Source organism: Burkholderia cepacia (assembly GCF_029962485.1).
Classification (GTDB): domain Bacteria; phylum Pseudomonadota; class Gammaproteobacteria; order Burkholderiales; family Burkholderiaceae; genus Burkholderia.
In genome coordinates, this window is record NZ_CP073638.1 from 58,435 (window position 1) to 83,215 (window position 24,781).

General features: G+C 69.0%; 25 protein-coding genes and 1 pseudogene. 12 read left to right on the forward strand and 14 right to left on the reverse strand.

Features of this window, described 5'->3' with window-relative positions; translation table 11 throughout:
- Nucleotides 1-175 precede the first annotated feature (175 nt).
- Nucleotides 176-310 (forward strand): entericidin A/B family lipoprotein, encoded by a 135-nt coding sequence (locus KEC55_RS16815; protein ID WP_009688930.1) that lies wholly within the window; start codon nucleotides 176-178, stop codon nucleotides 308-310.
- A 95-nt stretch (nucleotides 311-405) separates the two neighbouring features.
- Here KEC55_RS16815 and KEC55_RS16820 read toward each other — a convergent pair whose 3' ends face one another.
- From KEC55_RS16820 to KEC55_RS16830, 3 genes are all read right to left on the reverse strand, one after another.
- Nucleotides 406-954 carry a permease gene (locus KEC55_RS16820; protein WP_282508918.1) on the reverse strand — a complete coding sequence of 183 codons (549 nt, stop codon included), beginning with the start codon at nucleotides 952-954 and terminating at the stop codon, nucleotides 406-408.
- Between the two features lie 184 nt (nucleotides 955-1,138).
- Complete coding sequence (locus KEC55_RS16825; protein WP_282508919.1) at nucleotides 1,139-2,080, reverse strand: DMT family transporter; 942 nt, start codon at nucleotides 2,078-2,080, stop codon at nucleotides 1,139-1,141.
- 174 nt (nucleotides 2,081-2,254) lie between these two features.
- Entirely contained in the window at nucleotides 2,255-3,049 is a 795-nt protein-coding gene (locus KEC55_RS16830; protein WP_282508920.1) for an AraC family transcriptional regulator, read from the reverse strand.
- Between the two features lie 170 nt (nucleotides 3,050-3,219).
- Here KEC55_RS16830 and KEC55_RS16835 point away from each other — a divergent pair, with 170 nt between their 5' ends.
- Together KEC55_RS16835 and KEC55_RS16840 are read left to right on the forward strand one after the other, a co-directional pair.
- A complete protein-coding gene (locus KEC55_RS16835; protein ID WP_282508921.1) occupies nucleotides 3,220-4,053 on the forward strand; it encodes a molybdenum cofactor biosynthesis F family protein in 834 nt (277 codons plus the stop codon).
- Nucleotides 4,050-4,859 carry an SDR family oxidoreductase gene (locus KEC55_RS16840; protein WP_282508922.1) on the forward strand — a complete coding sequence of 270 codons (810 nt, stop codon included), beginning with the start codon at nucleotides 4,050-4,052 and terminating at the stop codon, nucleotides 4,857-4,859. The genes KEC55_RS16835 and KEC55_RS16840 overlap by 4 nt, the downstream gene beginning before the upstream one ends.
- Before the next feature lie 94 nt (nucleotides 4,860-4,953).
- Here KEC55_RS16840 and KEC55_RS16845 read toward each other — a convergent pair whose 3' ends face one another.
- The 6 genes from KEC55_RS16845 to KEC55_RS16870 all read right to left on the reverse strand — a co-directional run bounded on the left by KEC55_RS16845 (nucleotide 4,954) and on the right by KEC55_RS16870 (nucleotide 10,474).
- Nucleotides 4,954-5,706, reverse strand: a complete 753-nt coding sequence (locus KEC55_RS16845) for a dihydrodipicolinate reductase C-terminal domain-containing protein (protein WP_282508923.1) — start codon at nucleotides 5,704-5,706, stop codon at nucleotides 4,954-4,956.
- 163 nt (nucleotides 5,707-5,869) lie between these two features.
- Complete coding sequence (locus KEC55_RS16850) at nucleotides 5,870-6,637, reverse strand: DUF4410 domain-containing protein (protein WP_282508924.1); 768 nt, start codon at nucleotides 6,635-6,637, stop codon at nucleotides 5,870-5,872.
- A gap of 244 nt (nucleotides 6,638-6,881) precedes the next feature.
- Nucleotides 6,882-8,228 carry an ATP-binding protein gene (locus KEC55_RS16855; RefSeq protein ID WP_282508925.1) on the reverse strand — a complete coding sequence of 449 codons (1,347 nt, stop codon included), beginning with the start codon at nucleotides 8,226-8,228 and terminating at the stop codon, nucleotides 6,882-6,884.
- Nucleotides 8,228-8,941: a response regulator gene (locus KEC55_RS16860; protein WP_282508926.1), complete on the reverse strand. Its 714-nt coding sequence runs from the start codon at nucleotides 8,939-8,941 to the stop codon at nucleotides 8,228-8,230. Before KEC55_RS16860 ends, KEC55_RS16855 begins: the two co-directional genes overlap by 1 nt.
- Nucleotides 8,942-8,986: 45 nt before the next feature.
- A complete protein-coding gene (locus KEC55_RS16865) occupies nucleotides 8,987-9,292 on the reverse strand; it encodes an EF-hand domain-containing protein (protein ID WP_244137758.1) in 306 nt (101 codons plus the stop codon).
- A 90-nt stretch (nucleotides 9,293-9,382) separates the two neighbouring features.
- On the reverse strand, nucleotides 9,383-10,474 hold the full coding sequence (locus KEC55_RS16870; protein WP_282508927.1) for a hypothetical protein: 1,092 nt from the start codon (nucleotides 10,472-10,474) through the stop codon (nucleotides 9,383-9,385).
- Between the two features lie 639 nt (nucleotides 10,475-11,113).
- On the opposite strand from KEC55_RS16870, the gene KEC55_RS16875 reads away from it, so the two are divergent.
- From KEC55_RS16875 to creD, 5 genes and pseudogenes are all read left to right on the forward strand, one after another.
- Entirely contained in the window at nucleotides 11,114-12,022 is a 909-nt protein-coding gene (locus tag KEC55_RS16875) for a sterol desaturase family protein (protein ID WP_176049903.1), read from the forward strand.
- Between the two features lie 57 nt (nucleotides 12,023-12,079).
- Nucleotides 12,080-12,792: pseudogene (locus KEC55_RS16880) on the forward strand (SDR family NAD(P)-dependent oxidoreductase).
- A gap of 76 nt (nucleotides 12,793-12,868) precedes the next feature.
- Nucleotides 12,869-13,591 carry a two-component system response regulator CreB gene (gene creB, locus KEC55_RS16885; RefSeq protein ID WP_282508928.1) on the forward strand — a complete coding sequence of 241 codons (723 nt, stop codon included), beginning with the start codon at nucleotides 12,869-12,871 and terminating at the stop codon, nucleotides 13,589-13,591.
- 15 nt (nucleotides 13,592-13,606) lie between these two features.
- Nucleotides 13,607-15,058 (forward strand): two-component system sensor histidine kinase CreC, encoded by a 1,452-nt coding sequence (gene creC, locus KEC55_RS16890; protein WP_282508929.1) that lies wholly within the window; start codon nucleotides 13,607-13,609, stop codon nucleotides 15,056-15,058.
- Between the two features lie 101 nt (nucleotides 15,059-15,159).
- Nucleotides 15,160-16,554, forward strand: a complete 1,395-nt coding sequence (gene creD, locus KEC55_RS16895) for a cell envelope integrity protein CreD (RefSeq protein WP_282508930.1) — start codon at nucleotides 15,160-15,162, stop codon at nucleotides 16,552-16,554.
- A 75-nt stretch (nucleotides 16,555-16,629) separates the two neighbouring features.
- Here the strand turns inward: creD and KEC55_RS16900 are convergent, their stop codons facing one another.
- A complete protein-coding gene (locus KEC55_RS16900; RefSeq protein ID WP_282508931.1) occupies nucleotides 16,630-17,052 on the reverse strand; it encodes a RidA family protein in 423 nt (140 codons plus the stop codon).
- Nucleotides 17,053-17,214: 162 nt separating this feature from the next.
- Between KEC55_RS16900 and KEC55_RS16905 the strand changes: the two genes are divergently transcribed.
- The gene (locus KEC55_RS16905; RefSeq protein ID WP_176049897.1) at nucleotides 17,215-17,412 is read left to right on the forward strand and encodes an oxidoreductase-like domain-containing protein; all 198 of its coding nucleotides are present in this window, start codon (nucleotides 17,215-17,217) and stop codon (nucleotides 17,410-17,412) included.
- Between the two features lie 66 nt (nucleotides 17,413-17,478).
- On the opposite strand, the gene KEC55_RS16910 is transcribed toward KEC55_RS16905, so the two are convergent.
- A complete protein-coding gene (locus KEC55_RS16910) occupies nucleotides 17,479-18,939 on the reverse strand; it encodes an MFS transporter (RefSeq protein WP_282508932.1) in 1,461 nt (486 codons plus the stop codon).
- Nucleotides 18,940-19,084: 145 nt separating this feature from the next.
- Between KEC55_RS16910 and KEC55_RS16915 the strand changes: the two genes are divergently transcribed.
- Together KEC55_RS16915 and KEC55_RS16920 are read left to right on the forward strand one after the other, a co-directional pair.
- The gene (locus KEC55_RS16915; protein WP_282508933.1) at nucleotides 19,085-19,957 is read left to right on the forward strand and encodes a LysR family transcriptional regulator; all 873 of its coding nucleotides are present in this window, start codon (nucleotides 19,085-19,087) and stop codon (nucleotides 19,955-19,957) included.
- Between the two features lie 60 nt (nucleotides 19,958-20,017).
- Nucleotides 20,018-20,338 carry a DUF7660 family protein gene (locus tag KEC55_RS16920; RefSeq protein WP_282508934.1) on the forward strand — a complete coding sequence of 107 codons (321 nt, stop codon included), beginning with the start codon at nucleotides 20,018-20,020 and terminating at the stop codon, nucleotides 20,336-20,338.
- Nucleotides 20,339-20,369: 31 nt separating this feature from the next.
- Here KEC55_RS16920 and KEC55_RS16925 read toward each other — a convergent pair whose 3' ends face one another.
- Nucleotides 20,370-21,272: a LysR family transcriptional regulator gene (locus KEC55_RS16925; protein WP_282508935.1), complete on the reverse strand. Its 903-nt coding sequence runs from the start codon at nucleotides 21,270-21,272 to the stop codon at nucleotides 20,370-20,372.
- A 98-nt stretch (nucleotides 21,273-21,370) separates the two neighbouring features.
- On the opposite strand from KEC55_RS16925, the gene KEC55_RS16930 reads away from it, so the two are divergent.
- Nucleotides 21,371-22,348 (forward strand): NAD-dependent epimerase/dehydratase family protein, encoded by a 978-nt coding sequence (locus KEC55_RS16930; RefSeq protein ID WP_282508936.1) that lies wholly within the window; start codon nucleotides 21,371-21,373, stop codon nucleotides 22,346-22,348.
- Between the two features lie 349 nt (nucleotides 22,349-22,697).
- Here KEC55_RS16930 and KEC55_RS16935 read toward each other — a convergent pair whose 3' ends face one another.
- Complete coding sequence (locus KEC55_RS16935; RefSeq protein WP_282508937.1) at nucleotides 22,698-23,399, reverse strand: DUF2848 domain-containing protein; 702 nt, start codon at nucleotides 23,397-23,399, stop codon at nucleotides 22,698-22,700.
- A 49-nt stretch (nucleotides 23,400-23,448) separates the two neighbouring features.
- Nucleotides 23,449-24,768, reverse strand: a complete 1,320-nt coding sequence (locus KEC55_RS16940) for an MFS transporter (protein ID WP_282511491.1) — start codon at nucleotides 24,766-24,768, stop codon at nucleotides 23,449-23,451.
- Nucleotides 24,769-24,781 lie beyond the last annotated feature (13 nt).

The following is a 24,781-nucleotide window of genomic DNA, read 5'->3' on the forward strand; positions in this document are numbered from 1 at the left end:
CAAGGAAAATCTGCTCGAACGGGCTGTGTGGCGCGTGTCACACGTGGTGGCGTCGTACTGGCGCGCCGCGTTCGTCTCCGTATAATCAGATCAGGCCCCGTGCCCGGCATCTTGCCGGGCGCCATGCCGCAAACAATTCGCCCGGTCGGGCTTGCTGATTCGAAGGAGAATGAGAATGACGCGTACGATTGCTGCAATGCTGCTGGTGGTGACCGCCGCGCTCGCCGGTTGCAACACGGTCGCCGGCATGGGCCAGGACATTTCGAAGGGTGGCCAGGCGATCAGCGATACGGCTGAAAAGGCCAAGTAAGCCGACCGGTTCCGGAATGCAGAAGGCGCCGGGCCGTCCCGCGATTGCGGGGCGGCCCGGCGCCTTTTTTTCGGCCGGTGCCGACGCTCGCGGCGTCAGGCGTGTTCGACGAACGCGTAGCGGCCTTCGACCTTGCGCGGCGTGAACCAGCCGTAGTCGGGGAACATCCGGTTGCGCACGTACCAGACGTAGCCCACCAGCAGGGCTGTAATCAGGAGACTCGGCAGCGCGGTCGACGGATCGCGTCCGAGCTCGGCGATGGTCTTCGGCAACTGCAGCAGCGACAGCAGGATGAACGCGTGATAGGCACCGACGCGATGGGTCGCGAAGCCCCAGATGAACAGCAGCGACAGCGGCACGGTCAACGCCAGGAACACGGCTACGAGGCCCGTGCCGGCGCCGCTTGCGAAGAAGTAATACGCGAGCATGAGGCTGATCGCCAGTTGGGCGATACCGAGCGCGATCAGGATCCGGACGTGCACCTTGTTCTTGCGGCAGCGCTCGGGGTCGGGGCGCGATGCGATCAGGTGCGCGAGCACGCGATCCTTGAGCCCCTGTCCGGACAGTTCGGCCAGTGCGTCGGCCTTCCTCGTTCCCGCGGAGAGCAGCACCGCGATTCTTGTTTTGGCTTCCTTCCTGTTCATTGCGTGGCGGATTGTTGTTCGATGGTTGTCAAAGGTCCGGCCACGCGAATATTGCATCTTGCGGAGTGGTGCGCAATCGATTTGCGGTACACGGACACATTCCTACAGTCGCCGGGCGCGCGGGCCAGGGGCCATGTGAAGGGAGGAAGTGGCTGTCGTTGCCGCAATCCCGCGACGACCGCGGTCAGTCGGCGGCGGTTTGCGCGGGGCTGGCCGGCCGGGCGTCGTGCGTGTCGGCGAGCCGCTCGCGCCGCCGCGTCGCGCCGACGAGCATGCCTGCAACGACGAGCGCGATGCCGGCGACTCGCGTGACGTTCAGCGTTTCACCGAACAGCGCGACCGCGAACAGCACGGCCGAGACCGGCGCGACCGCCGTGAACAGCGCAGCCTCGGTTCCGCTGGTGCGCGCCGAACCGGCGTACCAGCACAGGTAGCCGAGCACGGTCGGCACCAGCGCGTAGTAGGCGATTGCCGACACGGCGCCGACGGTCCAGCCGTCTGCGACCGCGCGCCATTCGAATACCGCCGGCACGAGCGCGAGCGCGAAACCAAGGCCCGACATCGCGGTGGACAGCACGAGCGGCGGCAGCGGCGCGGCAAGCCGCCGGTTGAGCAGGATGAATACGGCTTCGCAGGCGACCGCGGCCAGCACCAGTGCATCGCCGGCCAGCGTCTGGAGCGACGGCATCGCGTGGCCGGGGGCGAACGTGACGAACAACACGCCGGCCGTGGCGAGCGCGGCGGCTACCCAGTCGCGCGGCGTCTGCCGCTCGCGCAGCACGATGGCCGCGATCAGCGTCGACATGGCCGGCAGCGTGCCGAGCATCACGCCTGCATCGAGCGGCGACGACAGCTTCGTGCCGTTGATCAGCAGCACCGTATAACCGACGCCGCCTGCCGCGGCCTGGATGACGAGCAGGACGGCGTCGCGCGCGGAAACGCGCGGCCAGCGCATCCGTTGTGCGCGCATCAGTGCGAACAGCAGCGGCGTCGCAATCAGGAAGCGCAGCGCGGTGGCCGCGAACGGCGGCAGGCCGCCGGCCGCGAGACGGCTCGCGATGACGGTACTGCCGACGCCCGCCATCGCGGCGGCGAGATAGAGATAGCCAATCAGTCGGGTCTTCATGCACCGCATCGTCGCGTACGGCGGCAACGTGCGTCTTGAACGAAATTGCAGCGGGGCAGGCGCGTTGAACGCGGTGCGTGTGCTTGGCGGTATGGGGAAGGGTTGCCGTCGCCGTGGCAGCCAGCGCCGAATGCGGTGTGGCCGGCGGCCCGTTGCGCCGGGAGAGCGGTGGCGTCAGACCGCCTGCGCAAACCGCCCCGGCGTGATCCCGAACTGGCGTGCGAACGCACGCGTCAGGTGGCTCTGATCGGCAAAACCGGCTTCGGACGCGGCATCCGCGATCGGCATTCCGCTGGCGAGCAGCGCACGCGCCAGCCGCGCGCGCGACTGGATCAGGTACGCATGCGGCGTGATGCCAAGCTCGCGCGCGAAGCCGCGCAGCAGCTGGAAGCGGCTCACGCCGCTCAGGCCGGCCAGTTCGGCGAGCGAAACGGGGGCGGCCGGCGCCGCGTCGAGCCGCTCCCGGGCGACGCGGATCGCCGGCGCGACGCCGGCCGCAGGCAGCGTGCGGTTCGCATGCCGGGCGAGCAACCCGGCGACGAGCATCACGAGTGCCTCGTCGCGGGCGAGCGGCCTGGATTCTCCCGCGACGATGCGAGCATGCAGCCGGCCGACGGCGGCTGCGAGCCGCGCGTCGCGCACGGCCGGGTGCACCAGCTCGACGCCGCCGAGGCCTTCTTCCGCCGCGACGCCCGCGACCAGCGCCGGTGCGAGGTACAGCATCCGCCAGCGCCGGCCCGTGCCGCCATCGATCGGCGAGCCGTCGTGCACTTCGCCCGGGTTGACCATGATCGCGTCGCCGGCCAGCGCGTCGACCTGCCCGCGGCCGCTCCACGACCGGTGCGCACCGCTGACAATCACGCCGACCCCGAATTCGTCGTGCGCGTGGCGCGGGAACGCGCGGTCGGATTCGAGGCTGATCGCCTCGATGCCTTCGCCGGTGCGTCGGTAGTGGGTGACACGGTGCATGTGCGCTCCTCGCGCCGGTCGCGGCGCGGATGACGTGCACTTTAGCGCGTTCCGGCGCCGCGCGCCCTTCATCCTTTTGGCGGATACCGCGCGACGCGCGCAGCCCGCACCATGTGCACATCGGCAGCGTACACGGCCCGCCGGGCCTGAAGCTGCGCGGGAGACGGCAGGTGGAACGACAGGATCCGGTATTCATTCAGGTTGGCGCGCTCGCGGACGGCTTCGCGCCGGAAGCGAACATCCTCGCGTCCGTCGACGCGCTCGCCGGGCGAACGCTCGCACTCGGCGACGCATCGGGCGCATGGCGCGTCTATTCGTTCGAGCCGGGCGCGTTGCAGTGGCGTGACGCGGCGACCGGCACGGGCGGCCGCGAGCCGTGTCGCGTGACGCGGCTGCGCGACGGGCTGTACTTCGTCGACTACATCGACACGGCGGCCCGCGCGACGTCGGCCAGTCTCGTGATCGATCTCGACAATGGCGTCTGGACGTCGGTCGTCGGCGTGCTGCCGACCGAAGCCGACACGCGCATCGACGCCTTCACGCGCGTCGCACGCGGGCTGCCGCTGACGGGTGTCGACGCGCAATTCCGGCACGGCACGCTCGGTGGTCACGCGCAGCCGGGGCCGCTGCACGCGCCCACGCGCGAGCTGATCGGCAAGCGGACGATGTACCGTTACAGCCCGACCGAATGCTACGAGCACATCTACCTGAACGAGAACTTCTACGCGTGGCAGTGCCTGCAGGGCGTCGAAGGCGGGCTGGCCGATGTCGACCGTTGCCATTACTTCAGGATCGCCGACGAACTGTATCTGTTCGTGTGGCGCGAAAAGGTGGTACCGACGCTGGGCGTCGTCCTGATCGACCTCGCGCAGCGCAAGACCGACGGCAAGATCTTCGGTTATCAGGGCGGCGATTTCGGGTCGCTGTCGAACTTCCAGATCGGCGCTTACGCGCAGGTGCTGAACGAAACCGTGCATCCGCTCGGTGGTGAGGCGCAGCGATGAATGCCGTGCTGGGCAGCGGCCGCGTGCGTGCGGATTTCAGCGGGCGGGTCGTGCTCGTCACGGGCGCCGCGCAGGGGATCGGCGCGGCGATCGCACGCCGTTTCGCGGAATCCGACGCGTTCGTCGCGATCGCCGACCTGAACGGCGACGCGGCGGCTGCGCAGGCCGATGCGCTGGCCAGTGCGGGCGGCGATGCGCGCGCCTACCGGGTCGACGCAGCCAGTCGCGACGAACTGGGGGTACTCGTCGCGGCAGTCGAGCGCGACGGCGGCCGGCTCGACGTCGTCATTCATAACGCCGCGTATTTTCCGCTGACGCCGTTCGCGCAGATCGACGAGCCGACGCTCGAACGAACGCTGTCGGTCAACCTGTCGGCGTTGTTCTGGCTCGCGCAGGCCGCATTGCCGGCATTCGAGCGTGCGGGGGCCGGGCGGCTGCTCGTCACGTCGTCGGTGACGGGGCCGCGCGTCGTCTATCCGGGGCTCGCGCATTACGCGGCGTCGAAGGCCGGCGTGAACGGCTTTATTCGCGCGGCGGCGCTGGAACTCGCGCGTCGCAACGTGACGGTCAACGGCGTCGAGCCGGGGATGATCCGTACGCCGGCGGCCGGCAATCTCGGCGACGCGTCGGTCGCGGCGCAGATCGCACGCGACATTCCGCTCGCGCGGATGGGCGAGCCGGAGGACATCGCGAACGCAATGCTGTTTCTCGCATCGGCCGATGCGGCGTACATCACGGGGCAGACGATCGTCGTCGACGGCGGCGCGACCTTGCCGGAGAGCGGTGCAGTGCTGGGAGACGGGTAACGGTGGCGCGAGCCGGCGTGAGCAGCCGCTGCGGCAACGGCGCGGCCGGCTTTGCGCGGTGAGCCGCGCCAAGCCGGCGCGCGCGTCGCGTCGATTACAGCCAGCCGTTGCGGATGAATTCGACGATCGAATATTGGCGATTCTCGAGATCGTGCTGCCGGACGGCTTCGACGATGCGCGATACGCCATCCGCATAGGGCGTCGCGCCGTACACGCGCGACTCGAACTGCAGGCTGCATGCGCCGTCGTCGATGCGGATCCGGTGCACCGCATGGCGGCCGAGCTGATCGTCGGGGATGCCGAATTCGCTGCGCTGCACGTCGGGGTCGCGCACGGAGCGGATGTCCTCCGGCCGCACGCCGAGCGACTGGCCAATGCCGACGGCCGTGCCGGGCACGGACGTCTTGCCGGCCTGATGCGACTCGGTCAGGCTGATTTCGCAATCGCGAAACAGGTGGCCGCTGGTTTCCAGCATGCTCATGAACTTGAGCATCAGGATGTTCGTGTTCGGACAGAGCACGACCGGGAAATCGTGCGACGCGGTTTCGAGGTCGGAGCCGGTGGACAACTCGATGAGTGGCGACGCGGTGGCCTGGCAGAACGCAATCGCGGCGGGGAGTTCGCGGCCGGAACCGGCGTGCACGACGATCGATCGGGCGTCGATACGTCGCGCGTCGCTACGTCGGGCGTCGATACGTCGCGCGTCGATACGTCCGGCGTCGCTACGCGTTGCGTCGGTTTGCGGGCTGTCCGACCACGGCATCACGCGACAGGTTGCCGGATCGAGCTTGTGCGCATTGAGCAGCTCGTTGGCCAGCTTGCCGGTTCCTACGACGATTACTTGCATGGCATTGACGGGTTGGGATTCAGGATTCGAGCAGGGGTGGCGCGGGTAGTCGGGGGGGCCGGTACGGCGATCGCGGCGCGCGTCGCGCCGGACCGGCCTCGCGCATTATGCCCGGCCGCCCGCATCCGTGCCCGCCGGCCCGTGCCCGTGACGTCGCGGCGCGTCAGCTTGCCGACACCGTCGGCAGCCATGCATTCGCCGCATTCTGCGCGGCGAGTTGCTTCGCGATCGAGCGCGCGAGGCGGTCGGTATCGGATGCCACCGTGTCGTGCTTCGCTTCCGACGCACCGTGCAGGCCGGCGCCGACTGCCGCCGATGTCGCGAGGCGGCCGGCCACTGCGCCCACCCCGGCGGTTTCGACCATGCCGGGCAGGTGGCCGCTGTTCGCGCTGGCCGAGAACGTCCCGAGCGGCTGCGGTGCGCCGTGCGCCGGCTGGAACAGCACGGTGACCGATGCGCCCACTTCGCTCTTGCCAGCACCGAGCCCGATCAGGATGCGGCGGCGGCGGTTGCCGGCGTCGATCGTATCGAACCGGCCTTCGATTACCAGCGCGTCGCGGCCATCGGGGACCGGGCCGCGCAGCGCGGGAATGCCTTGCGACCGGAGTTCGCGCACGAGCGCGTCGGCGAGTTGGTCGCGGGTCTTCAGCGCGCTCTGCTGGCGCTTCGCGTCGGCGGACGAACCGGTGGCGAGCGTCGTGAGCTTGTTGATCATTCCCCCGTCGACCTTGACGTCGGTGGTATCCACGCCGAACGCGGATACATAGACGACATCCGCATGGACCTGCGGCAGCGTGCGGGCCGCAGGCGCTGCGGCCGTGGTCGTGGTTGCCGTCGATGCGCAGCCGGTCATCGCGAGCGCGCCGGCAATCAGCGCAGCGGTGGTCAGACGTTTGGCATGGGCAGCCAATGTGTGAAGGGAAGGGAACATGTCGATCTCCGTGGCCTGGATGAATTTGCCGATACTGTCGCGGCATTCAGGAACGCGAACGATCGGAAGCGGGGCGTGATTGCTGGCGAGGGAGAGGTTTCATGCCGCTGCGCAACACGCAGGCGCAAGTATGCGGAGGTCGGGTGTCACGCGCCACGCAGGAATTATGTCGGCGCATGTCACATGCCGGAGCGCGTGGCAGCGCAACGAACTCGGGCCATCAAGCCATCAGGCTGTCAGGCCGTCACGCCGACAGTGACGGCCGGGCCGGCGCGGACGGATCGAGCGGCAGCGCGACGACGGCTTCCAGGCCGCCGCCATCGCGGTCGCGAAACGTCAGCGAACCGCCATGCAGGCGGGCGATCCGTTCGACGATCGCAAGGCCGAGCCCCGTGCCGCCCGCATGGCTGCGCGCATTCGCGCCGCGGCTGAACGGCGCCTTGAGACGTTCGAGTTCGGCGGCGCCGATGCCGTTGCCGCGATCGCTGACGACCGCATATGCGATGCCGCGCTCGGTCCAGGTCCGAACGCCGAGGCCCGTGCGGCCGTAGACGACCGCGTTCTGCATCAGGTTCATCAGCAGCCGCATCAGGCTGATCGGGCGGAATGCAAACGCGGGCACGTCGCCTTCGTCGAATTCGAATGCGTGCCCGAGCCCCGCGAAATCCGCGACGAGCTGGCCGATCAGCGCATTCAGGTCGCCGGTTTGCGGGGTCTCGCGCTCGCCGCTGCCCGCGTAATCCATGAATTGCTGCAGGATCGTATCGATCTGGTCGAGGTAGTGCTCGGCCGACGCGGTGAGCGCGTCATGCGTGCCGCGCGGCAGTGCCATCGCGATCGCCAGGCGCAGCTTCGTGAGCGGCGTGCGAATGTCGTGCGACACGCCGGCCAGCATCAGCGAGCGGGTCGCTTCCGCCTGTTGCAGCGCGTCGGCCATCCGGTTGAACGCGCGGCTCACGTCGGCGATTTCGGTCGGGCCGTCGGTCGGCAGGGGCGGCGGCCGCTCGCCCGCGCTGACGCGCTGCGCCGCGCGCGCCAGCGCATCGAGCGGCCGGTTCAGGTGGAGCTGGATCAGGTAGCCCGTCAGCGCCGCGAGCAGCGCCAGCGCGACCGACAGCACAAGGGCCGTCGTGATGCCGCTCGCCTGCGCGTCGGCGGCCATCGGCAGCGGTACCCATACCGGCGAGCCGGCAGCATGGAGCCGGATCCACAGGCGTTCGTCGTCGCCCGACTGCCACCGTGCCGGCAGGTCGGGCGGCAAGTGGCGTTCGAGCGCCTGCATGAACACGTCGCGCTGCCAGGTGCGGAAGAAGGCCGCGAGGTTCGGCGCATGCGGCGGCGCGGCAGGCGGCGGCGACGCGTGGCCGCCGAGCTGCGCGACGATCGTGCGGCTCGCGTCGGGCGGCAGGCCGGCCAGTGTCCGGTCGAGCAACTGCACGTAGTCGGAGAAGATGATCGATGCGCGCTCGATGTGCGGACGCTGCACGTAGTGCAACAGAACGCCGAGCGAACAGACGAGCGACAGCGCGACGAGCGCGACCAGCAGCGCGATGTTGCGCGCGAGCAGCGAGCGCGGCAGCGGGATGCGCATCACGATTCGACGCCGGCCACCAGCATGTAGCCGATGCCCCAGACCGTCTTGATGAAGCGCGGCTTGCCAGGATCGTCCTCGACGATCTGGCGCAGCCGCAGGATCTGTACGTCGACGCTGCGGTCGAGGGCGGCGTGGTCGCGGCCGCGTGCGCGGGCGAGGAGGTTCTCGCGGCTCACCGCGCGGTTCGGCGACGAGCCGAGCGCATGCAACAGCAGCATCTGCGCCGAATGGATCTCGACGGGCACGCCGTCGCGCATCAGCGTCTGCTGGCCGACGTCGAACGTAAACGCGCCGAAGCGCAACCGTTGCGACGTCACCGTCGGTTCGCCGGCCGCCATCTTCTGACGCCGCAACAGCGCCCGGATGCGGGCCACGAGTTCGTCGGGGAGAAACGGCTTGGCCAGGTAATCGTCGGCGCCCGTCTCGAGGCCGACGACCTTGTCCGCTGCGTCGCCTTTCGCGGTGAGCATCAGGATCGGCAGCGTCTGGCCTTCGGCACGCAGGCGCCGGCACACGCTCAGGCCGTCCTCGGGCTCCATCATCAGATCGAGCACGAGGAGGTCGTACGGTTCGCGCTGCAGCAGGCGGTCGAGCCGCTTGCCGTCGGCCACCGCGCGGACCTGGAAGCCGTGGCCGGTCAGGAAGCGCTGCAGCATGTTGCGCAACTCGGCTTCGTCGTCGAGCACGACGATCCTGCAGGTCTGTTCCATCGGCTGCCTCCCGGTGCGTGCCGCGCGGCCGGACTCGCGCCGCGATCAGCGGGCCGCCATGCGCTGGCGCATGAAACCGGCGAGCTGCGCGAGCGTGACGTAGCCGTTGTGCTGCACGTCGATCTCGTCGAAATGCTGCGCCACCATCGGCATGCCCGCGGCGGCCTGCTCGCGGGTGAGCTTGCCGTCGTGCGTCGTGTTCGCGTTGGCGAAGCGGGTCTGCAACTGCATCAGCGCATGTTCGGCGCGTGCGCCGCCGGCCGCCGCACCCGGCGGCACCTGCTGGGCCGACGCTGCTGCTGAGACGATACACAAAACGACGGCGGCAATCATCTTCTTGATGGACTTCATGGGGTTTCTCCTTGCGTGGCCGACGGTCTGCGCCGGCTGGGTGGTTGATGAAACTGAATCGGGTGGCATGCGAAACGGATCGATGCGGGATTACGCCCAGTGCGCGGGAACCCAGACGCGGCCGGCCCAGTGGGCCGGCACCCAGACGACGGCGCGCGGCGGGTGAGCGACATACACGGCGCGCGGGGCGACGTACACGGAGCGCGGCAGCGGCGGTGCGAGGTACAGCACCTTCGGCGGCGGCGGCGCGACGTAGACGACGCGCGGCGCGGGGGTGACCACGACGGCCTTCGGCGGTGCGACATGCACGACCTTCGGCGGCGGGGGCGGCGGCGTGACGATGACGGCAGCCGGTGCGGGCGGCGCTGCCGCAACCACGACGGCGGCCGGTGCTGGCGCCGGCGCGGCAACGGCGACCGTGGCGGTAGCCGGCGCTGCCGCCACGACCACGGCGGCCGGCGGGGGCGGTGCGACGGGAACCGGGATCGGCACCGGCACGGGCACCGGCCCGCCAGCCACGACGACCGCGCCGCCCGCTGCCGTGCTGCCGTGGATCACCGTCGTGCCGCCGGCCGACACCGTGCCGCCATGAACGATCGTCGAACCACCCGACGTCGTCACGACGCCCGGCGCTACGCGCGTCGCGCTGCCGGAGTGCGTGACGCTCCCGCCGTCCGTGCCGGTCACGGTGCCCGAGCGCGAGCAGGTCGAGCCTGCACAGTTCGTCGATGCGGCGTGGCTGGCCGTGTTGCCGCCCGAACCCGTGATCGTGCCGCTCGACGTGTACTGGCCCGGGCCGTTGCGTGTCACGCTGCCTGACGTCGACGCGCTGCGACCGTCCGAGCCCGTCAGCGAACCGGTGTGGGAGCAGGTGCCGTCCGCGCAGCTCGTGTCACCGCTGTGCTCGACCGAGCGCCCGTTCGGGCCGACGGCCGTGCCGCTGTTCGAGAACTGGCCCGGCGCGGTGCGCGTGACGGTGCCCGTATTGGTGGCGAGACCGCCGCCGGGGCCGATCACGCCGCCCGCATGCGAGCAGCTGCCACCGCCGCACGAACCGGCATGCGCGCCGCTGTAGGTGCCGCGCGGCGTGTAGGCCGTGCCGTGGCCGGACCAGCCGGCGAAGGCCGGCGCGCTGGCGAGTGTGACGAGGGTGGCGGCGGTGACGAGGAAGCGGGTTTTCATCGGGTGTCCTTGCGGTTCGTTTCGGTGCACGCGGTGGCGTGGCGACGGGACGAACTTTAGGACGGCGACGCGCGCCCGTCGCGTCATGAAAGATGTCGCGGTGTTACACGCGGCGCGGTGTTTTTCGGTACGACGAATGCGCGCATCGGTCGCGTCGGGCGCGGGTGTGCCGCGCCAGGCAAGGCCGACGGCGATGCAGTGGCGACAGGGTGATGTTGGGCGGCCTCGGTCGGCGCATGTCGTCCACGGTCCGGCGATGTGTCGCGGTGACATGCGACGACATATTTGCCGACCGGTTCATGGATGCGCCGTGTCGATCCACATGCGTCGCACCGTCGACGTCGAATCCGTCGACATGTATTTCACACGCCGCCGGCTGGCTTCGCCACGACATGCAGCGACACATTTCTCGCTGGGTGAACACACGCCCGACAGCCGCCGGCCCGATTCCCCCTCCATGAATGCCCGCGACCGCCGTCCACCGCGCGAACGCATTGCACCGCGACATACCGCGACACACGGCGACATATTTCCTGCGTGGCCTTTCCGTTCCTCGCCCACTACAGTGCGTTCCATTCGACGCGACGGCAGCACGTGCCGCCCATGACGCGTCCGACTCAACCGAAGGAAAGACCCATCATGCTCACCACCACCGGAAAGCTCGCGTACTTCGTCACGCTCTTCATCGTCGCCGTCTCGCTCGTCGAGGCGGCCGTGCTCACCTGGCGCCGCAGCCGCCAGCCCGAACCGTTCGACTGGAACGAGGTGTGGCTGTCGCTGGCCGATCTCGCGGGCCGCAAGCTGCTCGCGCTGGTGCCGCTGTCGCTCGCCACGCCGCTGTTCGATTTCGCGTGGGCGCACCGGCTCTTCACGATCCCGCTCCACAGCGTCGCGCTCGCGCTGCTCGTGTTCGTCGGGCAGGAGTTCTGCTACTACTGGTACCACCGCGCGTCGCACCGCGTGCGCTTCTTCTGGTCGACGCATGCGGTGCATCATTCACCGAACCAGTTGACGCTGTCGTCCGCGTTCCGCCTCGGCTGGACCGGCAAGATCGCCGGGGCCGCGATGTTCTTCACGCCGCTCGTGTGGCTCGGCGTGCGTCCGGAAGCCGTGCTCGCGATCCTGTCGTTCAACCTGATGTACCAGTTCTGGTTGCACAACACGTGGATGCCGAAGCTCGGCTGGCTCGAATACGTGTTCAACACGCCGTCCGCGCATCGCGTGCATCATGCGTCGAACCTCGATTACCTCGATGCGAACTACGGCGGCGTGCTGATCGTGTTCGACCGGCTGTTCGGCACCTATGTCGCCGAGCGCGCCGACGAGCCGTGCCGCTACGGCCTCGTCACGCCGACGCGCTCGCGCAATCCGTTTGTCGTCGAGCTCGAGCACTGGGCGAGCCTGGCGCGCGACGTCGCGACGGCACGCGACGTGTGGACCGCGATCCGTTTCGTGATGCTGCCACCGGGCTGGCGGCCGGGCAACCAGGGCGAAACGACGGAGGAACTGCGCCGCCGCAGGCTCGTCGCCGTGCGCACGGATGCGTGAACGGCGCTACGCTGTCGAAACTTCGTCCATTCACCCTCGATCCTGGAGAACCTATCGATGGAACACGACCTGACAGGCAAGGCAGTCGCGATCACCGGTGGCTTCGGCCACCTGGGCGTCGCAACGGCTGCGTGGCTCGGCGAGCGCGGTGCACGCGTCGCGTTGATCGGGCGCGGTGCGGCTCCGGCGGCGCAGGCGCTGCCCGGCGTGCCGGCCGATGCGCTGCGCATCGGCGGAATCGATCTCGTCGATCCGCAGGCTGCCGTGCGGGCGCTCGAATCGATCAACGGCGAATTCGGCCGGGTCGACGCACTGCTGAACATCGCCGGCGCATTCGTGTGGCAGACCGTCGCCGACGGCGATGCCGCCACGTGGGACCGCATGTACGAACTGAACGTGAAGACGGCGCTGAACGCGTCGAAGGCCGCACTGCCGTACCTGGTGGCGAGCCCGGCCGGCCGCATCGTCAACATCGGCGCGGGCGCGGCGTTCAAGGCCGGCGCGGGCATGGGCGCGTATGCGGCCGCGAAGGCCGGCGTCGCGCGGCTCACCGAGGCGCTGGCGGCAGAACTGCTCGACCGCGGCGTGACGGTGAACGCGATCCTGCCGAGCATCATCGATACGCGCCGAACCGCGCGGACATGCCGGACGCGGATTTCACGCGCTGGGTGCGGCCGGAACAGATCGCGGCGACGATCGGGTTCCTGCTGTCGGCCGATGCGCAGGCGATCACCGGCGCATCGATTCCGGTGAGCGGCCGCGTGGCGTAACGCGTCGGGGAGGGGCTGACCGGGCCCGGCCGTGCGTACAATGTCGCACCGGATTGCGCGACCCAAACCCGAGACCATGAATCAGCCCAATATCCTGATCGTCGAAGATGAAATGGCGATCGCGGACACGATCGTCTACGCCCTCGGCACCGACGGCATGCAGACCGTCCACTGCACGCTCGGACAGGCGGCGCTCGACCAGCTGCGCGACACGCGTTTCGATCTCGTGGTGCTCGACGTCGGCCTGCCGGACCTGAGCGGCTTCGAAGTGTGCCGGCGGCTGCGCACGTTCACCGATATTCCGGTGATCTTCCTGACCGCGCGGCACGACGAGATCGACCGGATCGTCGGGCTCGAAATCGGCGCCGACGATTACGTGGTCAAGCCGTTCTCGCCGCGCGAGCTGGCGGCGCGGGTGCGCGTGATCCTGCGCCGCTTCTACCGGACGGCCGCGCCGGAACCGGCGCCTGCGCCCGCGCCCGCGCCCGCGGCCTCGCCGGCCGAAACGTCGGCCCCCGGCTTCACGCTCGATACGGACGGCGCGCGCGTATCGTGGCTCGGCCACGCGCTGGACCTCACGCGCTACGAATTCGGCCTGCTGGCGCTGCTGGTCCGGCATCCGGGGCGCATCTATTCGCGTGAACAGCTGATGGACCTCGTGTGGCACGAGGCATTCGATTCGGCCGATCGCACGGTCGACACGCACATCAAGACGCTGCGCGCCAAGCTGCGCGCGATCGATCCCGAGCGCGACCCGATCCGCACGCATCGCGGAATGGGTTATTCGCTGCAACCGTAACGACCGGCACCGCCCATGCATATCGGCCTGCGCATCTTCTTCGGTTTTTTCCTGATCGTCGGTCTCGCTGCGCTGATCACGCTGCGCGTGTTCGTGCAGGAGGTGAAGCCCGGCGTGCGCGAGGCGATGGAGGACACGCTCGTCGATACCGCGCAGGTGCTCGCGACGCTGGCCGCCGACGACATGGCGAACGGGCATATCGCCGACGGCGCGTTCGCGCGTCAGCTCGGGAAGCTGCACGAGCGTCCGGTCAGCGCGAACGTGTGGGGCATCCAGAAGAACGCGATCGGCTACCGCCTCTACATCACCGACGCGCACGGCATCGTGCGCTACGACTCGTCCGGCAGCGCGGTCGGGCAAGACTATTCGCGCTGGAACGACGTGTACCGGACGCTGCGTGGCGAATACGGCGCGCGCAGCACGCGCAGCGATCCGAACGACGACAGCAGCACCGTGATGCACGTCGCGGCGCCGATCCGGCGCGGCAACGAGATCATCGGCGTGCTGACGATCGCGAAGCCGAATCAGACGGTCGCACCGTTCATCGCGCGCAGCCAGCGCAAGATCATGCTGTACGGCGCATTGCTGATGGGCGGCGCGATCCTGATCGGCGTGGCGTGCACGTGGTGGCTGGTGCTCGGGCTGCGGCGCCTGCAGCGCTATGCGCGCGCGATCGCGGCCGGCGAGCGCGCGGCGATGCCGCTGCAGGGCGCGAACGAGCTGGCCGAGCTCGGGCGCGCGGTGGAAAGCATGCATCAGCGGCTGGAGGACCGGCAGTACGTCGAAACCTACATCCACACGCTCACGCACGAGATGAAGAGCCCGCTGGCCGCGATCAGCGGCGCGGCCGAGCTGCTGCAGGAAGACATGCCGGTCGCGAACCGCCGGCGTTTCACCGAGAACATCCGCCGCCAGGCCGGCCGCCTCGAACAGATGATTCGCAAGCTGCTCGCGCTGGCCGAGGTCGAGCAGCAGCAGCGCCTGTCGGTGCACGAACCGGTCGCGCTGCGGCCAGTGCTCGAACAGCTCGTCGACGATATCGAGCCGCGCGCGCGGCAGCGCGGCGTGAGCCTGCGGATCGACGCGAACGATGCGGCCGATCCGGCGGTCGTCGAAGGCGATCCGTTCCTGCTGCGCCAGGCGCTCGGCAACCTGCTCGACAACGCACTGGATTTCGCGCCGCAGGGCAGCACGATCCGGATCGCGCTTGAACGGCAGCCGGCGGGCAGGGCGCAGGTCGCGGTCGTGCGCGTCGACGACGACGGCCCCGGCGTGCCCGACTACGCGCTGGCGCGCGTGTTCGAGCGTTTCTATTCGCTGCCGCGCCCCGACGGCCAGGATCGCAGCACGGGCCTCGGGCTGTGCTTCGTGCGCGAAGTCGCGATGTTGCACCGCGGCCAGGTCGCGCTCGCGAACCGCGACGAAGGCGGCGCATGCGCGACGCTCACGCTGCCGTCGGCCGGCTGACCGCTTCACCCTCGCCACACATTCGCTTCACGCCGGCTTCAATCGCCCTTCACCGGGGCCGCTCATGCTGACCGCATCTTCCACTTCGGTATCCGTCAGCAATGAATCGAGTCCTGTTGTTCAAGTCCGTGATCACCGCGTTTCTTGCGCTGGCGATCCTGATCCCGCTGCAGATGGTCCAGAGCATCGTGCGGGAACGCGCCGACTATCGGCAGAGCGCGCTGCAGAGCATCTGGGCGAGCTACGCGGGCCCGCAGACGGTGACGGGCCCGGTGCTCGTCGTGCGTTACACGGAAGTCACGCGCGTGCGCGACGATTCGCCGGCAGGCGGCAAGACCAAGACGAGCCTGAGGAGCGAGACGAAACGCCTGCTCGTGTTTCCGAGGACGCTGAAACTCGACGGCACGCTGTCGGTCAACGTGCGCTATCGCGGCATCCACAAGGCGCTGGTGTACGGGCTCGACAGCCGGATGACGGGCACGCTGCCGTTGCCGGACCTGAAGAAGCTGCCGCAGGCCGACGGCCACGTGAGCTTCAAGATCGACAGCGCATATGTCGCGCTCGGCATCGGCGATCTTCGCGGGCTGAAGGCGCAACCCGACCTGCGCATCGGCGGCAAGCCGCTCGACGTGGAGCAGGGCACGCTGCTCGACAGCCTGCGCCAGGGCGTGCACGCGAACGTCGATCTCGCGGCGCTGGCGGAGTCAAACGCCGGCGCGGCGATCGTGCCGTTCAGCATCGGCCTGCCGCTGGCGGGGGCGGAATCGGTTGCGTTCGCGCCGGTGGGCGACCAGAACGACTTCTCGCTGAAATCGACCTGGCCGCATCCGAGCTTCGGCGGCGAGTTCCTGCCGGCCGAGCGCACGATCGACGCGCGCGGTTTCACGAGCAACTGGCACGTGACGTCGTTCAACACGAAGGCGCGCGAACAGGTCGCGTCCGGCAACGGAGGGGGCGAGATCGAGATGGCGTCGGTATCGGTGATCGAACCTGTGAACGTCTATCTGCAGGCCGAGCGCGCGACGAAGTACGGTGCACTGTTCGTGATGCTTACGTTCGCGAGCTTCTTCATGTACGAACTCGTGAAGCGGCTGCGCATTCACCCGATCCAGTACACGCTGGTCGGCCTGTCGCTCGCGCTGTTCTTCCTGCTGCTGTTGAGCCTGTCCGAGCACATCGCGTTCGGCTACGCGTATCTCGCGGCGAGCGGCGCATGCATCGGGCTGCTCGGCTTCTACCTGTCGTTCGTGCTGCACAGCGTGAAGCGCGGCGCGACGTTCACGGTGCTGCTAGCGATGCTGTATGCGGCGCTTTACGGGTTGCTGCTGTCGGAAGACAACGCGCTGATGCTCGGTTCGCTGCTGCTGTTCGCGATTCTCGCCGGCATCATGACGTTGACGCGCCGGGTCGACTGGTATTCGCTTGGCGCGGCTTGGCAGCCGCTGGCCGACAAGCAGGGTGCGGCGGCCGTGAAGCCGGCGGCGCCGGCGAAGTAAGCGCACGGGTCGCGCGCCAGCGCGCCGGTCGGGAATGCCGAGGCCGGCGCGTGATGTCGTGCGCGCCTTCGCGTTTCATGTGGGCGATGCGGGCCGGTGAAAGCGCGCCTGCGGAATCTCGGCGACGGCCGTGATTTCGATCAGCAGGTCGGGATGGTAGAGCCGTTCGACCTGAACGGTCGTCGTCACCGGATAGGGCTCGACGAAATACTGCTTGCGGATGTCGCCCGCCTGCATGAATGCGTCGATGTCGGTCGCGTAATGGACGAGCGAGATCACGTCCTGCATCTGCCCGCCCATCGCGGCCAGCACGGCGCGGATGTTGTCGAGCGTCTGACGTACCTGGGCGCGCATGTCGCCCTGGCCGACAACCTGCCCGTCGCGGTCGAGCGCGACTTGCCCCTTCAGGTGCACGATCCGCCCGTCGCCCTGGATCACGGCCATCGAGAACGCGCCGAACGGCGCCCAGACTTCCGGCGGATTCAAGGCTTCGGCCATTGCGCGGCTCCGGTGGGGCGGGAACGGGGCGAGCGCCGCCGATCGCGGCGCCCGGCTATCGCCGCATTATGGCGGCATTCATCGTCGCTTCGCCCGGTTTGCCGAAAGCGGCGCTGGCCCGGATCGACCTATACTTGCCGTTCCACATCACCGGACCACGCCGTGCCGAACCAAGTTTCAGGGGATCCGTCCGTCGACGATCCCCGTCCGACCCCACCTGTCCAACCCGAACTGGAAGACTGCTGCAACAGCGGCTGCTCGCCGTGCGTCTTCGACCTGTATGACGAAGCGCTTGCGCGCTATCGCATCGAACTGGCCGAATGGGAGGCGCGGCAAGCGCAGCGCAAGCAGCACCATTGAACCGGGTGACGCCCGTTTCCTGTTCCCGCCCCGGTTGGCCTGCCGGCGAGTCGGCTTCCAGCCCGTTTACGCGCCTGCATGCAGCCGACGATGCAGCGGCCCGAGCGCCGTCGACAATGCGACGCACGCCAGCAACACGACCGTCAGCGTGAACATCGACGTCCTGAATCCCTGTACGTAGTCGGCCGCCGCCGGATGCATGCCGAGCCGCGCGAAGAACACGCCGCCGATCGTCGCGGCGCCGACGGCCGCGCCGATCTGCAGCATCGCGCTGACCATGCCGGACGCGACGCCCGCGCGGGCCGCATCGACTTCCGCGAGCACGATCCGCACGACTGACGGCAGCACGAGCCCTTGCCCGATTCCGATCGCCGCGATGCCTGCATAGAAGCCGGGCCCCGGCGCGCCTTCGCGCGCGAGCGCGGCAGCGATCGTGACGCCGGCCGCGAGCATCACGAAGCCGAGCGTGAGCACGCGATAGCCGCCGAACCGGCCGACGAGGCGCGGCATCAGCAGCGGGCTCGCGAGGAAGCCGAGCCCGAGCGGCAGGATCGCGAACCCCGACGCGAGCGGCGACCAGTTCAGGCAGCCCTGCAGATAGATCCCGTAGCTCAGGAAGAACGCGCTCAGCATGTAGAACAGGAACGCGAGCAGGAGCCCGAGCGCGACGACCGGGTTGCGGAGCAGGCGCACGTCGAGCAGCGGATCGCGGCCGCCGGCGAGCCGGCGCGATTCGACCGCCAGCAGCGCGCCGAGCATCGGCAGCGTGCCGACGAGGCACGCGATCATCCACAGCGGCCAGCCGGCTTCGCGACCGTGCGTGAGCGGATACACGAGCATCAGCAGGAACAGCGACATCAGCACCGTGCCTGGAACGTCGATGCGCTGGCCGCGTGGCGGCCGGTTTTCCGGAATGAAGCGCCAGCTGCCGATCAGCGCCAGGATGCCGATCGGCAGATTGACGAGGAAGATCGCGCGCCAGCCGAGCCCGAACGGATGCAGGCTGATCAGCGCGCCGCCGCCGAGCTGGCCGATCACGGCCGCGAGGCCGAACGCGAACCCGTAGAAGCCCATCACGCGTACCTGTTCCTGCGGACTGAACACGCTGCGGATCGTCGCGAGCACCTGCGGCGCGAGGATCGCGGCGAACAGGCCCTGCAGCACGCGGCCGCCGACGAGCACCGTGCCGTTGCTGGCGAGGCCGCACAGCGTCGACGCGAGCACGAAGCCGGCCATGCCGATCATGAACATCCGCTTGCGGCCGTACAGGTCGCCGAGGCGGCCGCCGGTGATCTGCACGACCGCGCTCGCGCACGCATAAGCCGACACGACGAGCTGCAATTCGGCCGGTCGCGCGCCGATGCCGTCGCGGATGGCCGGTAACGCAAGATTCACGATGAAGTAGTCGAGCGGCGGCAGAATGGCGCCGACCAGCAGGACCACGAGTGCCCAGCCGTGATGGCTGCGCGGCGTCGCCGCGGCAGCCGCGCCGGCCGGCGCGCAGGGAGCAAGGGTGGGGTTCGTCATGGAAGCAGGGTCCAAAAAATGAGGGCCGTATGTGCGGGTGGCGCACGCGGGCCGTTGACCCCGTATTCTGGCGACGGCCTATGGTTCGGAAAAGCGGGAAAGAGTGGTAGCATCCATCGGGTTATTCGATGGATGGAGGATGGCGATGCGCGGTTTCGATCTGGACCAGTTGCGCACGTTCGCGGCGGTCGCGGATGCCGGCAGCCTGTCGGCTGCCGCGCCGCTGCTGCACCTGTCGCAGTCGACGGTCAGCGAGCAGGTGCGCAAGCTCGAATCGCGCGCCGGCGTGCCGCTGTTCGTGCGCAGCAAGCGCGGTGTCGAGCCGACGCCGGCCGGCACGCGGCTGCTGCAGCACGCGCGGCGCATCGTCGCGCTGAACGAGGCCGCGTTCGACGAGCTGCGCGGGCAGGCGATCAAGGGCGAGCTGCGCGTCGCGATCACCGACTACTACCGCACGAATGAAGTGGCGGGGATGCTGGCGCGGCTGCGGGAGTGCTATCCGCAGTTGAGCCTGCACGTGAGCGCGATGAAGAGCGTGGACATCGAGGCGGCGCACGCACGGGGGCAGATCGATCTCGGCGTCGTGATGAACATGTCGAGCGGGCCGTTCCGGCCGGCGTCCGGCGATACGCGCTGGGTGCTGCGGCGCGAGCCGCTGTCGTGGGTTGCATCGCCCGCGCTCGCCGAGCAGTTGCCCGAGCCGCTGCCGCTCGTGCTGCTGCCGGACGACTGCATGATGCATCAGGTGGCCGTGCGTTCGCTCGACGAGCAGCACACGCCGTATGTGCTCGTGCACAGCGCGTCGGGCGTCGCGGGGCTGCAGTCGATGCTGGCGGCGGGGCTCGGGGTCGGCTGCCTGTGCGCGTCGGCGATCGGCGACGGCCTGATGCGGCTCGGCGCGAAATACCGGTTGCCGCCGCTGCCCGACGCGGTGTTTTCGCTGACGCCGCCAACGCCGGGCGAACGCGAGACCGTCACCCAGGCGCGCGAGGTGCTGTCGCGTCAGTTGCTGATGTAAAACCTTGCCGCGCGACACGCGGCGGCGCGTAACCGAGAGGCGCGCCAGGGGACCACAAGCATGAACGACGATCTGAAGAACCAGATGGCCGACAGGCTGCAGGATGCGCTGGAACGTGTGGTCGACGAGCGCTCGCTGATCCATTTCCTGCGCGTGCTCGGCCATGACTGGCACAAGGAGCGGCAGCTCGAGGCCGACCTGCCGCCGTCGCCCTACGCCCGCGCCGCGCTCGGCTGGGAAAACCGCGCGATCGGCGAGTACCTGGAGGCGATGGTCGATTGGGCCGAGGCGTCGGAGGAGGGGCTGCGTTTCTACGAGGTGCCCGAGAGCCCGTGGCGCCGTATCGCGGACATCCTGTTCGCCGGAAAAAGCTACGAGTAGCGCGGCCCGCGCGATTCACGCAAGCCGCGGTCTATTCGGCGGCCTCGCCATCGGCATACGCGCGCAACCCGTTGGCCAGTGCGTCGAACACGGCACGGCAGCGCGGGCTCGTGCGCAGGTCCTCGTGCATCACGACCCAGGTTTCCAGCTGCATTGCAAGGTGATCCGGCAGCACGCGCACGATCCGCGCGTCGCGTTTCGCGAGTGCCGACTGGCAGAAGCCGATTCCGTAGCCGGCGCGGATCATCGCGAGTTGCGCGAGGTTGCTGTCGGTGCGCAGCGCGAACGCATCGCGCTTCCATAGCGGCATCCCGCGCCCCGCCGAGCGGATGAACGGCGTGACCGTATCGAAGCCGATCAGCGCGTGATGTGCGAGCGCGTCGATCGTCGCGGGTGTCCCGTTGTGCGCGAGGTAGTCGTCGCGCGCATACAGCCCGACCTCGATTTCGCCGACGCGCCGCGCGACGAGCGCGTCCTGCGCGGGCGGCGCCATCCGGACCGCGATGTCGGCCTCGCGCTTCAGCACGTCCTGGATGCGGTCGGTCGGCACCAGTTCGATCACGAGCCCCGGATGCGCGCGCCGCAACTGCGCGAGCATCGGCGGTAGCACCTCGACGGCGATCACGTCGCTGGCCGAGATCCGCACGATGCCGCGCACGCCCGCGCCGTGGCTCGCGGCCGCGCGCTCGAACGCAGCGGCCGCGCTGCGCAGCGCTTCCGCGTGGCCGCGCAGCGCAAGCGCCGCCTCGGTCGGCAGCAGGCCCGACGGCGAGCGCGTGAACAGCGTCTGGCCAAACGCGGCTTCGAGCGCCGCGACATGGCGGCCGGCCGTCGGCTGCGTAATGCCGAGTGCGCGCGCCGCACCGGAAAGCGAGCCCTCCGTCAGCACCGCAAGGAAGGTCCGGTAACGTTCCCAGTTCAAATCGATGGTCATGCATAAATGTATAGCTGATCTTCTGGGTTAGGCAATTTCTTGTTGATCGCCGGCGCGCCAGAATGCGTCTCACGATGGTTCATTCAAGGAGCGCGGCAATGACGACGAACACAGGCGGGACGCAACGGCAGGCACTCGTGCTCGGTGCGAGTGGCGGGATTGGCGGGGAAGTCGCGCGGCAGTTGCGCGATGCGGGCTGGCAGGTGCGCGCGCTCAAGCGTGGGCTCGACGCCGGGGTCGTGGAACGCGACGGCATCGCGTGGATGCGCGGCGACGCGCTGGATCGCGAGGCGGTGGTCCGTGCCGCACGCGGCTGCAGCGTGATCGTGCATGCGGTGAACCCGCCCGGATACCGGAACTGGGCGCAGCAGGTGCTGCCGATGATCGACAACACGATCGCGGCGGCGCGGGCCGCGCAGGCGACCGTCGTGCTGCCGGGCACGGTCTACAACTTCGGCGCCGACGCGTTCCCGGTGCTGCGGGAAGATGCGCCGCAGCATCCGTCGACCCGCAAGGGCGCGATTCGCGTCGAACTGGAGCGGCGGCTGCAGGACGCCAGCGAGCATGGCGTGCGGGCGATCGTCGTGCGTGCCGGCGATTTCTTCGGGCCACACCTCGGCAACAGCTGGTTTTCGCAGGGGCTGGTCAAGCCCGGCCGGCCCGTCGCGGCCGTCAGTGTGCCGAGCCGCGGCGTCGGCCATCAATGGTCGTATGTGCCGGACGTGGCCCGCACGATGCTCGAGCTGATCGAGCGCCGTGAGACGCTGGAACCGTTCGCGCGCTTTCATCTGGGCGGGCATTGGGACGCGGACGGCACGCAGATGGCGAAGGCCGTGCAACGCGTCGCGCAGCGGCACGGGATGCGGCCGGTGCTGCGTGATTTTCCGTGGTGGCTCGTCTGGGCCGCGGCGCCGTTCGTCACGACGCTGCGCGAATTGCTCGAGATGCGTTACCTGTGGCGCGATCCGATCCGGATGGACAATGCGCGCGTGACCGCGGTGCTCGGCCGCGAGCCGGTGACGCCGCTCGATACGGCGGTGGAAGCGACGCTGGCGGGGCTGGGGTGTCTCAAGTGAGTCAGGGCCCGTGCCACGGCTACGCCCGGGCACGGGAAAGCGTCATCGCGAATCGAAGCACCGCGGGACCACAATTCTCCACATACCCGCGCGCGTCCGGTGCGCATCATGTCGGTCAATACCGATAAGGCGAAAACGGGGGCGCGATGTGGTATCTCGGATGGAAAGTGTCGGTTGCGGGAGCAATCATGTTCACATTGAGTGGCTGTACCAACCTGGCAGGTGTGCTGTACTGCGACAACTCGCAGTTCAACTTCCCGGACTACCACTGCTTCGAGTCGTACAGGTAGGAACAGGCGCGACGACTGAACGCCGCCGCGCCCGCGTCCCGTGCGGTTTGCCGTTGCCGTTACGCCACGACGGGCAACACCTCGACCGCATACCGGTGCCGCAGGCTGCGCCCGAGCACCGGATCGTGCAGTTCCATTTCGAACGCATCGCCGTCGCCCATCGCGGCAATCGCGCCATGCACGGCGACGGTGCCGCCATACATCGCGCAGCGCGCGGGCATCGTGCGGCGGTCGTCGAAACGCTGCCACAGCAGCTCCGGCGCGAGCAGGCCGCTCACCGCGCCGTGCTGGTACGCAACCCGCTCGCCATCGCGCGCAATCAGCCACGAACGCATCTCGATCGCATCCCAGTGATCGGCGACGTCCGCATAGCGCCACGCATCGCGGCCGAGCGGTTTCGCGCATACCTGTTTCGACACCGCGACGCCGTACGCCTCGACTTCGCGATCCGTATGATCGGACCCGACCGTGACCAGCGTGCCGGCCGGGCTGTCGACGAGCACGCACTCGATCTCGCCGCCCGAGCGCGCACCGAGCACGCCGATCGACGGCGCCTGCGTGAGCAGCGCGGACGAGACGCGGTAGAAGCACGGCGTGGTCGACGGCGGCGCAACACCGAGTGCTGCGAGTTCGTCGATATGCGCCTGGATCGCGGCCGGGTCGCGGCCGGCCCAGCCGGCAATCACGACGCGCTCGATATCGGCGTCGACGGCGGCCGGCGCGCCTTGGCGGGAAATCACGTTGAACGACAGGGCTTGCATGCGGATATCCGTTTGAAGTGCGAAGAAAGGAAGCGGCTGACGGCGACGCTCAATCCTCGAGCGGTCGGTGCGCGGTCTCGCGCGCGGCGAGCAGCGCGATCGACGTGACGACGAGCGCGGCGGTGACGTACAGCGATACGGCCGTCGTCGTGCCCGTCTGCCGGAACAGCGCGGCGATCACGAGCGGCGCGAAGCCGCCGCCGACGATGCCCGCGAGCGTGTACGCGAGCGATGAGCCGGCATAGCGCACGCGGGTCGGGAACTGCTCGGTCACGAACGCGCCCTGCGGGCCGTACATCACTGCATGGATCACGAGACCGATCGCAACGGCCGCGACGATCGCCGTGGGGCGTGCCGAATCGAGCATCGTGAAGAACATGAACGCCCACACGATGCCGGCGATCGCACCGGCGAGATACACGGGGCGTCGGCCGAAGCGGTCCGACAGTGCGCCGAAGAATGGCACCGCGAGCGCGTTGCACGCCGTGCCGATCATCACGGCCGTCAGCGCGACGGGGCGCGACAGATGCAGCACCGTCGTCACGTAGGTCAGCGTGAACACGACGATCAGCGCATACAGCACGTCCGAGCCGATCCGCGAGCCGCCCGCGATCAACAGGCGCTTCCAGTGATACTTCAGCACGTCGGCAACGGGCACTTCGGCGGTCGCGTGCGATTCGGCGAGTTGCTCGAACTGCGGCGTTTCGTCGACGCCGCGCCGCAGCCAGAAACCGAACACGACGAGCAGCGCGCTGGCCGCGAACGGCACGCGCCAGCCCCACGACAGGAAGTTGTCGGACGTGGTCGACAGCGTCACGAGTGCGATGCAGCCGGTGCCGAGCAGCGTGCCGAATGACGGGCCGATCTGCGTCCACGACGCGGACAGGCCGCGCCGGTTCTGGTCGCCATGCTCGACCGACAGCAGCACCGCGCCGGCCCATTCTCCGCCGAGCGCGACGCCCTGCACGAAGCGCAGCGCGACGAGCAGGATCGGGCTCAGGATGCCGGCCTGCGCATAGGTCGGCAGCGCGCCCATCAATGCGGTCGTCACGCCCATCAGCACGAGCGTGAGCATCAGCACCGCGCGGCGGCCGATGCGGTCACCGAGGTTGCCGAACACGAACCCGCCGAGCGGGCGCGACACGTAGCCGACCGCATAGGTCGAGAACGCGAGGATCGTGCCGGCCAGCGGATCGACCGACGGGAAGAACAGGTGATTGAAAACGAGCGCGGCGAGCGTGTTGTAGATCGTGAAGTCGTACCACTCGAGCGACGTACCGATCATGCTCGCGGTCGCGAGTCGGCTGGTGCGGACGCGGCGGGGCGCGTGGGCGGCGGGCTGGGCGAGAGTGCTCATGGTATCGGGCAGGTCGTGACGGATG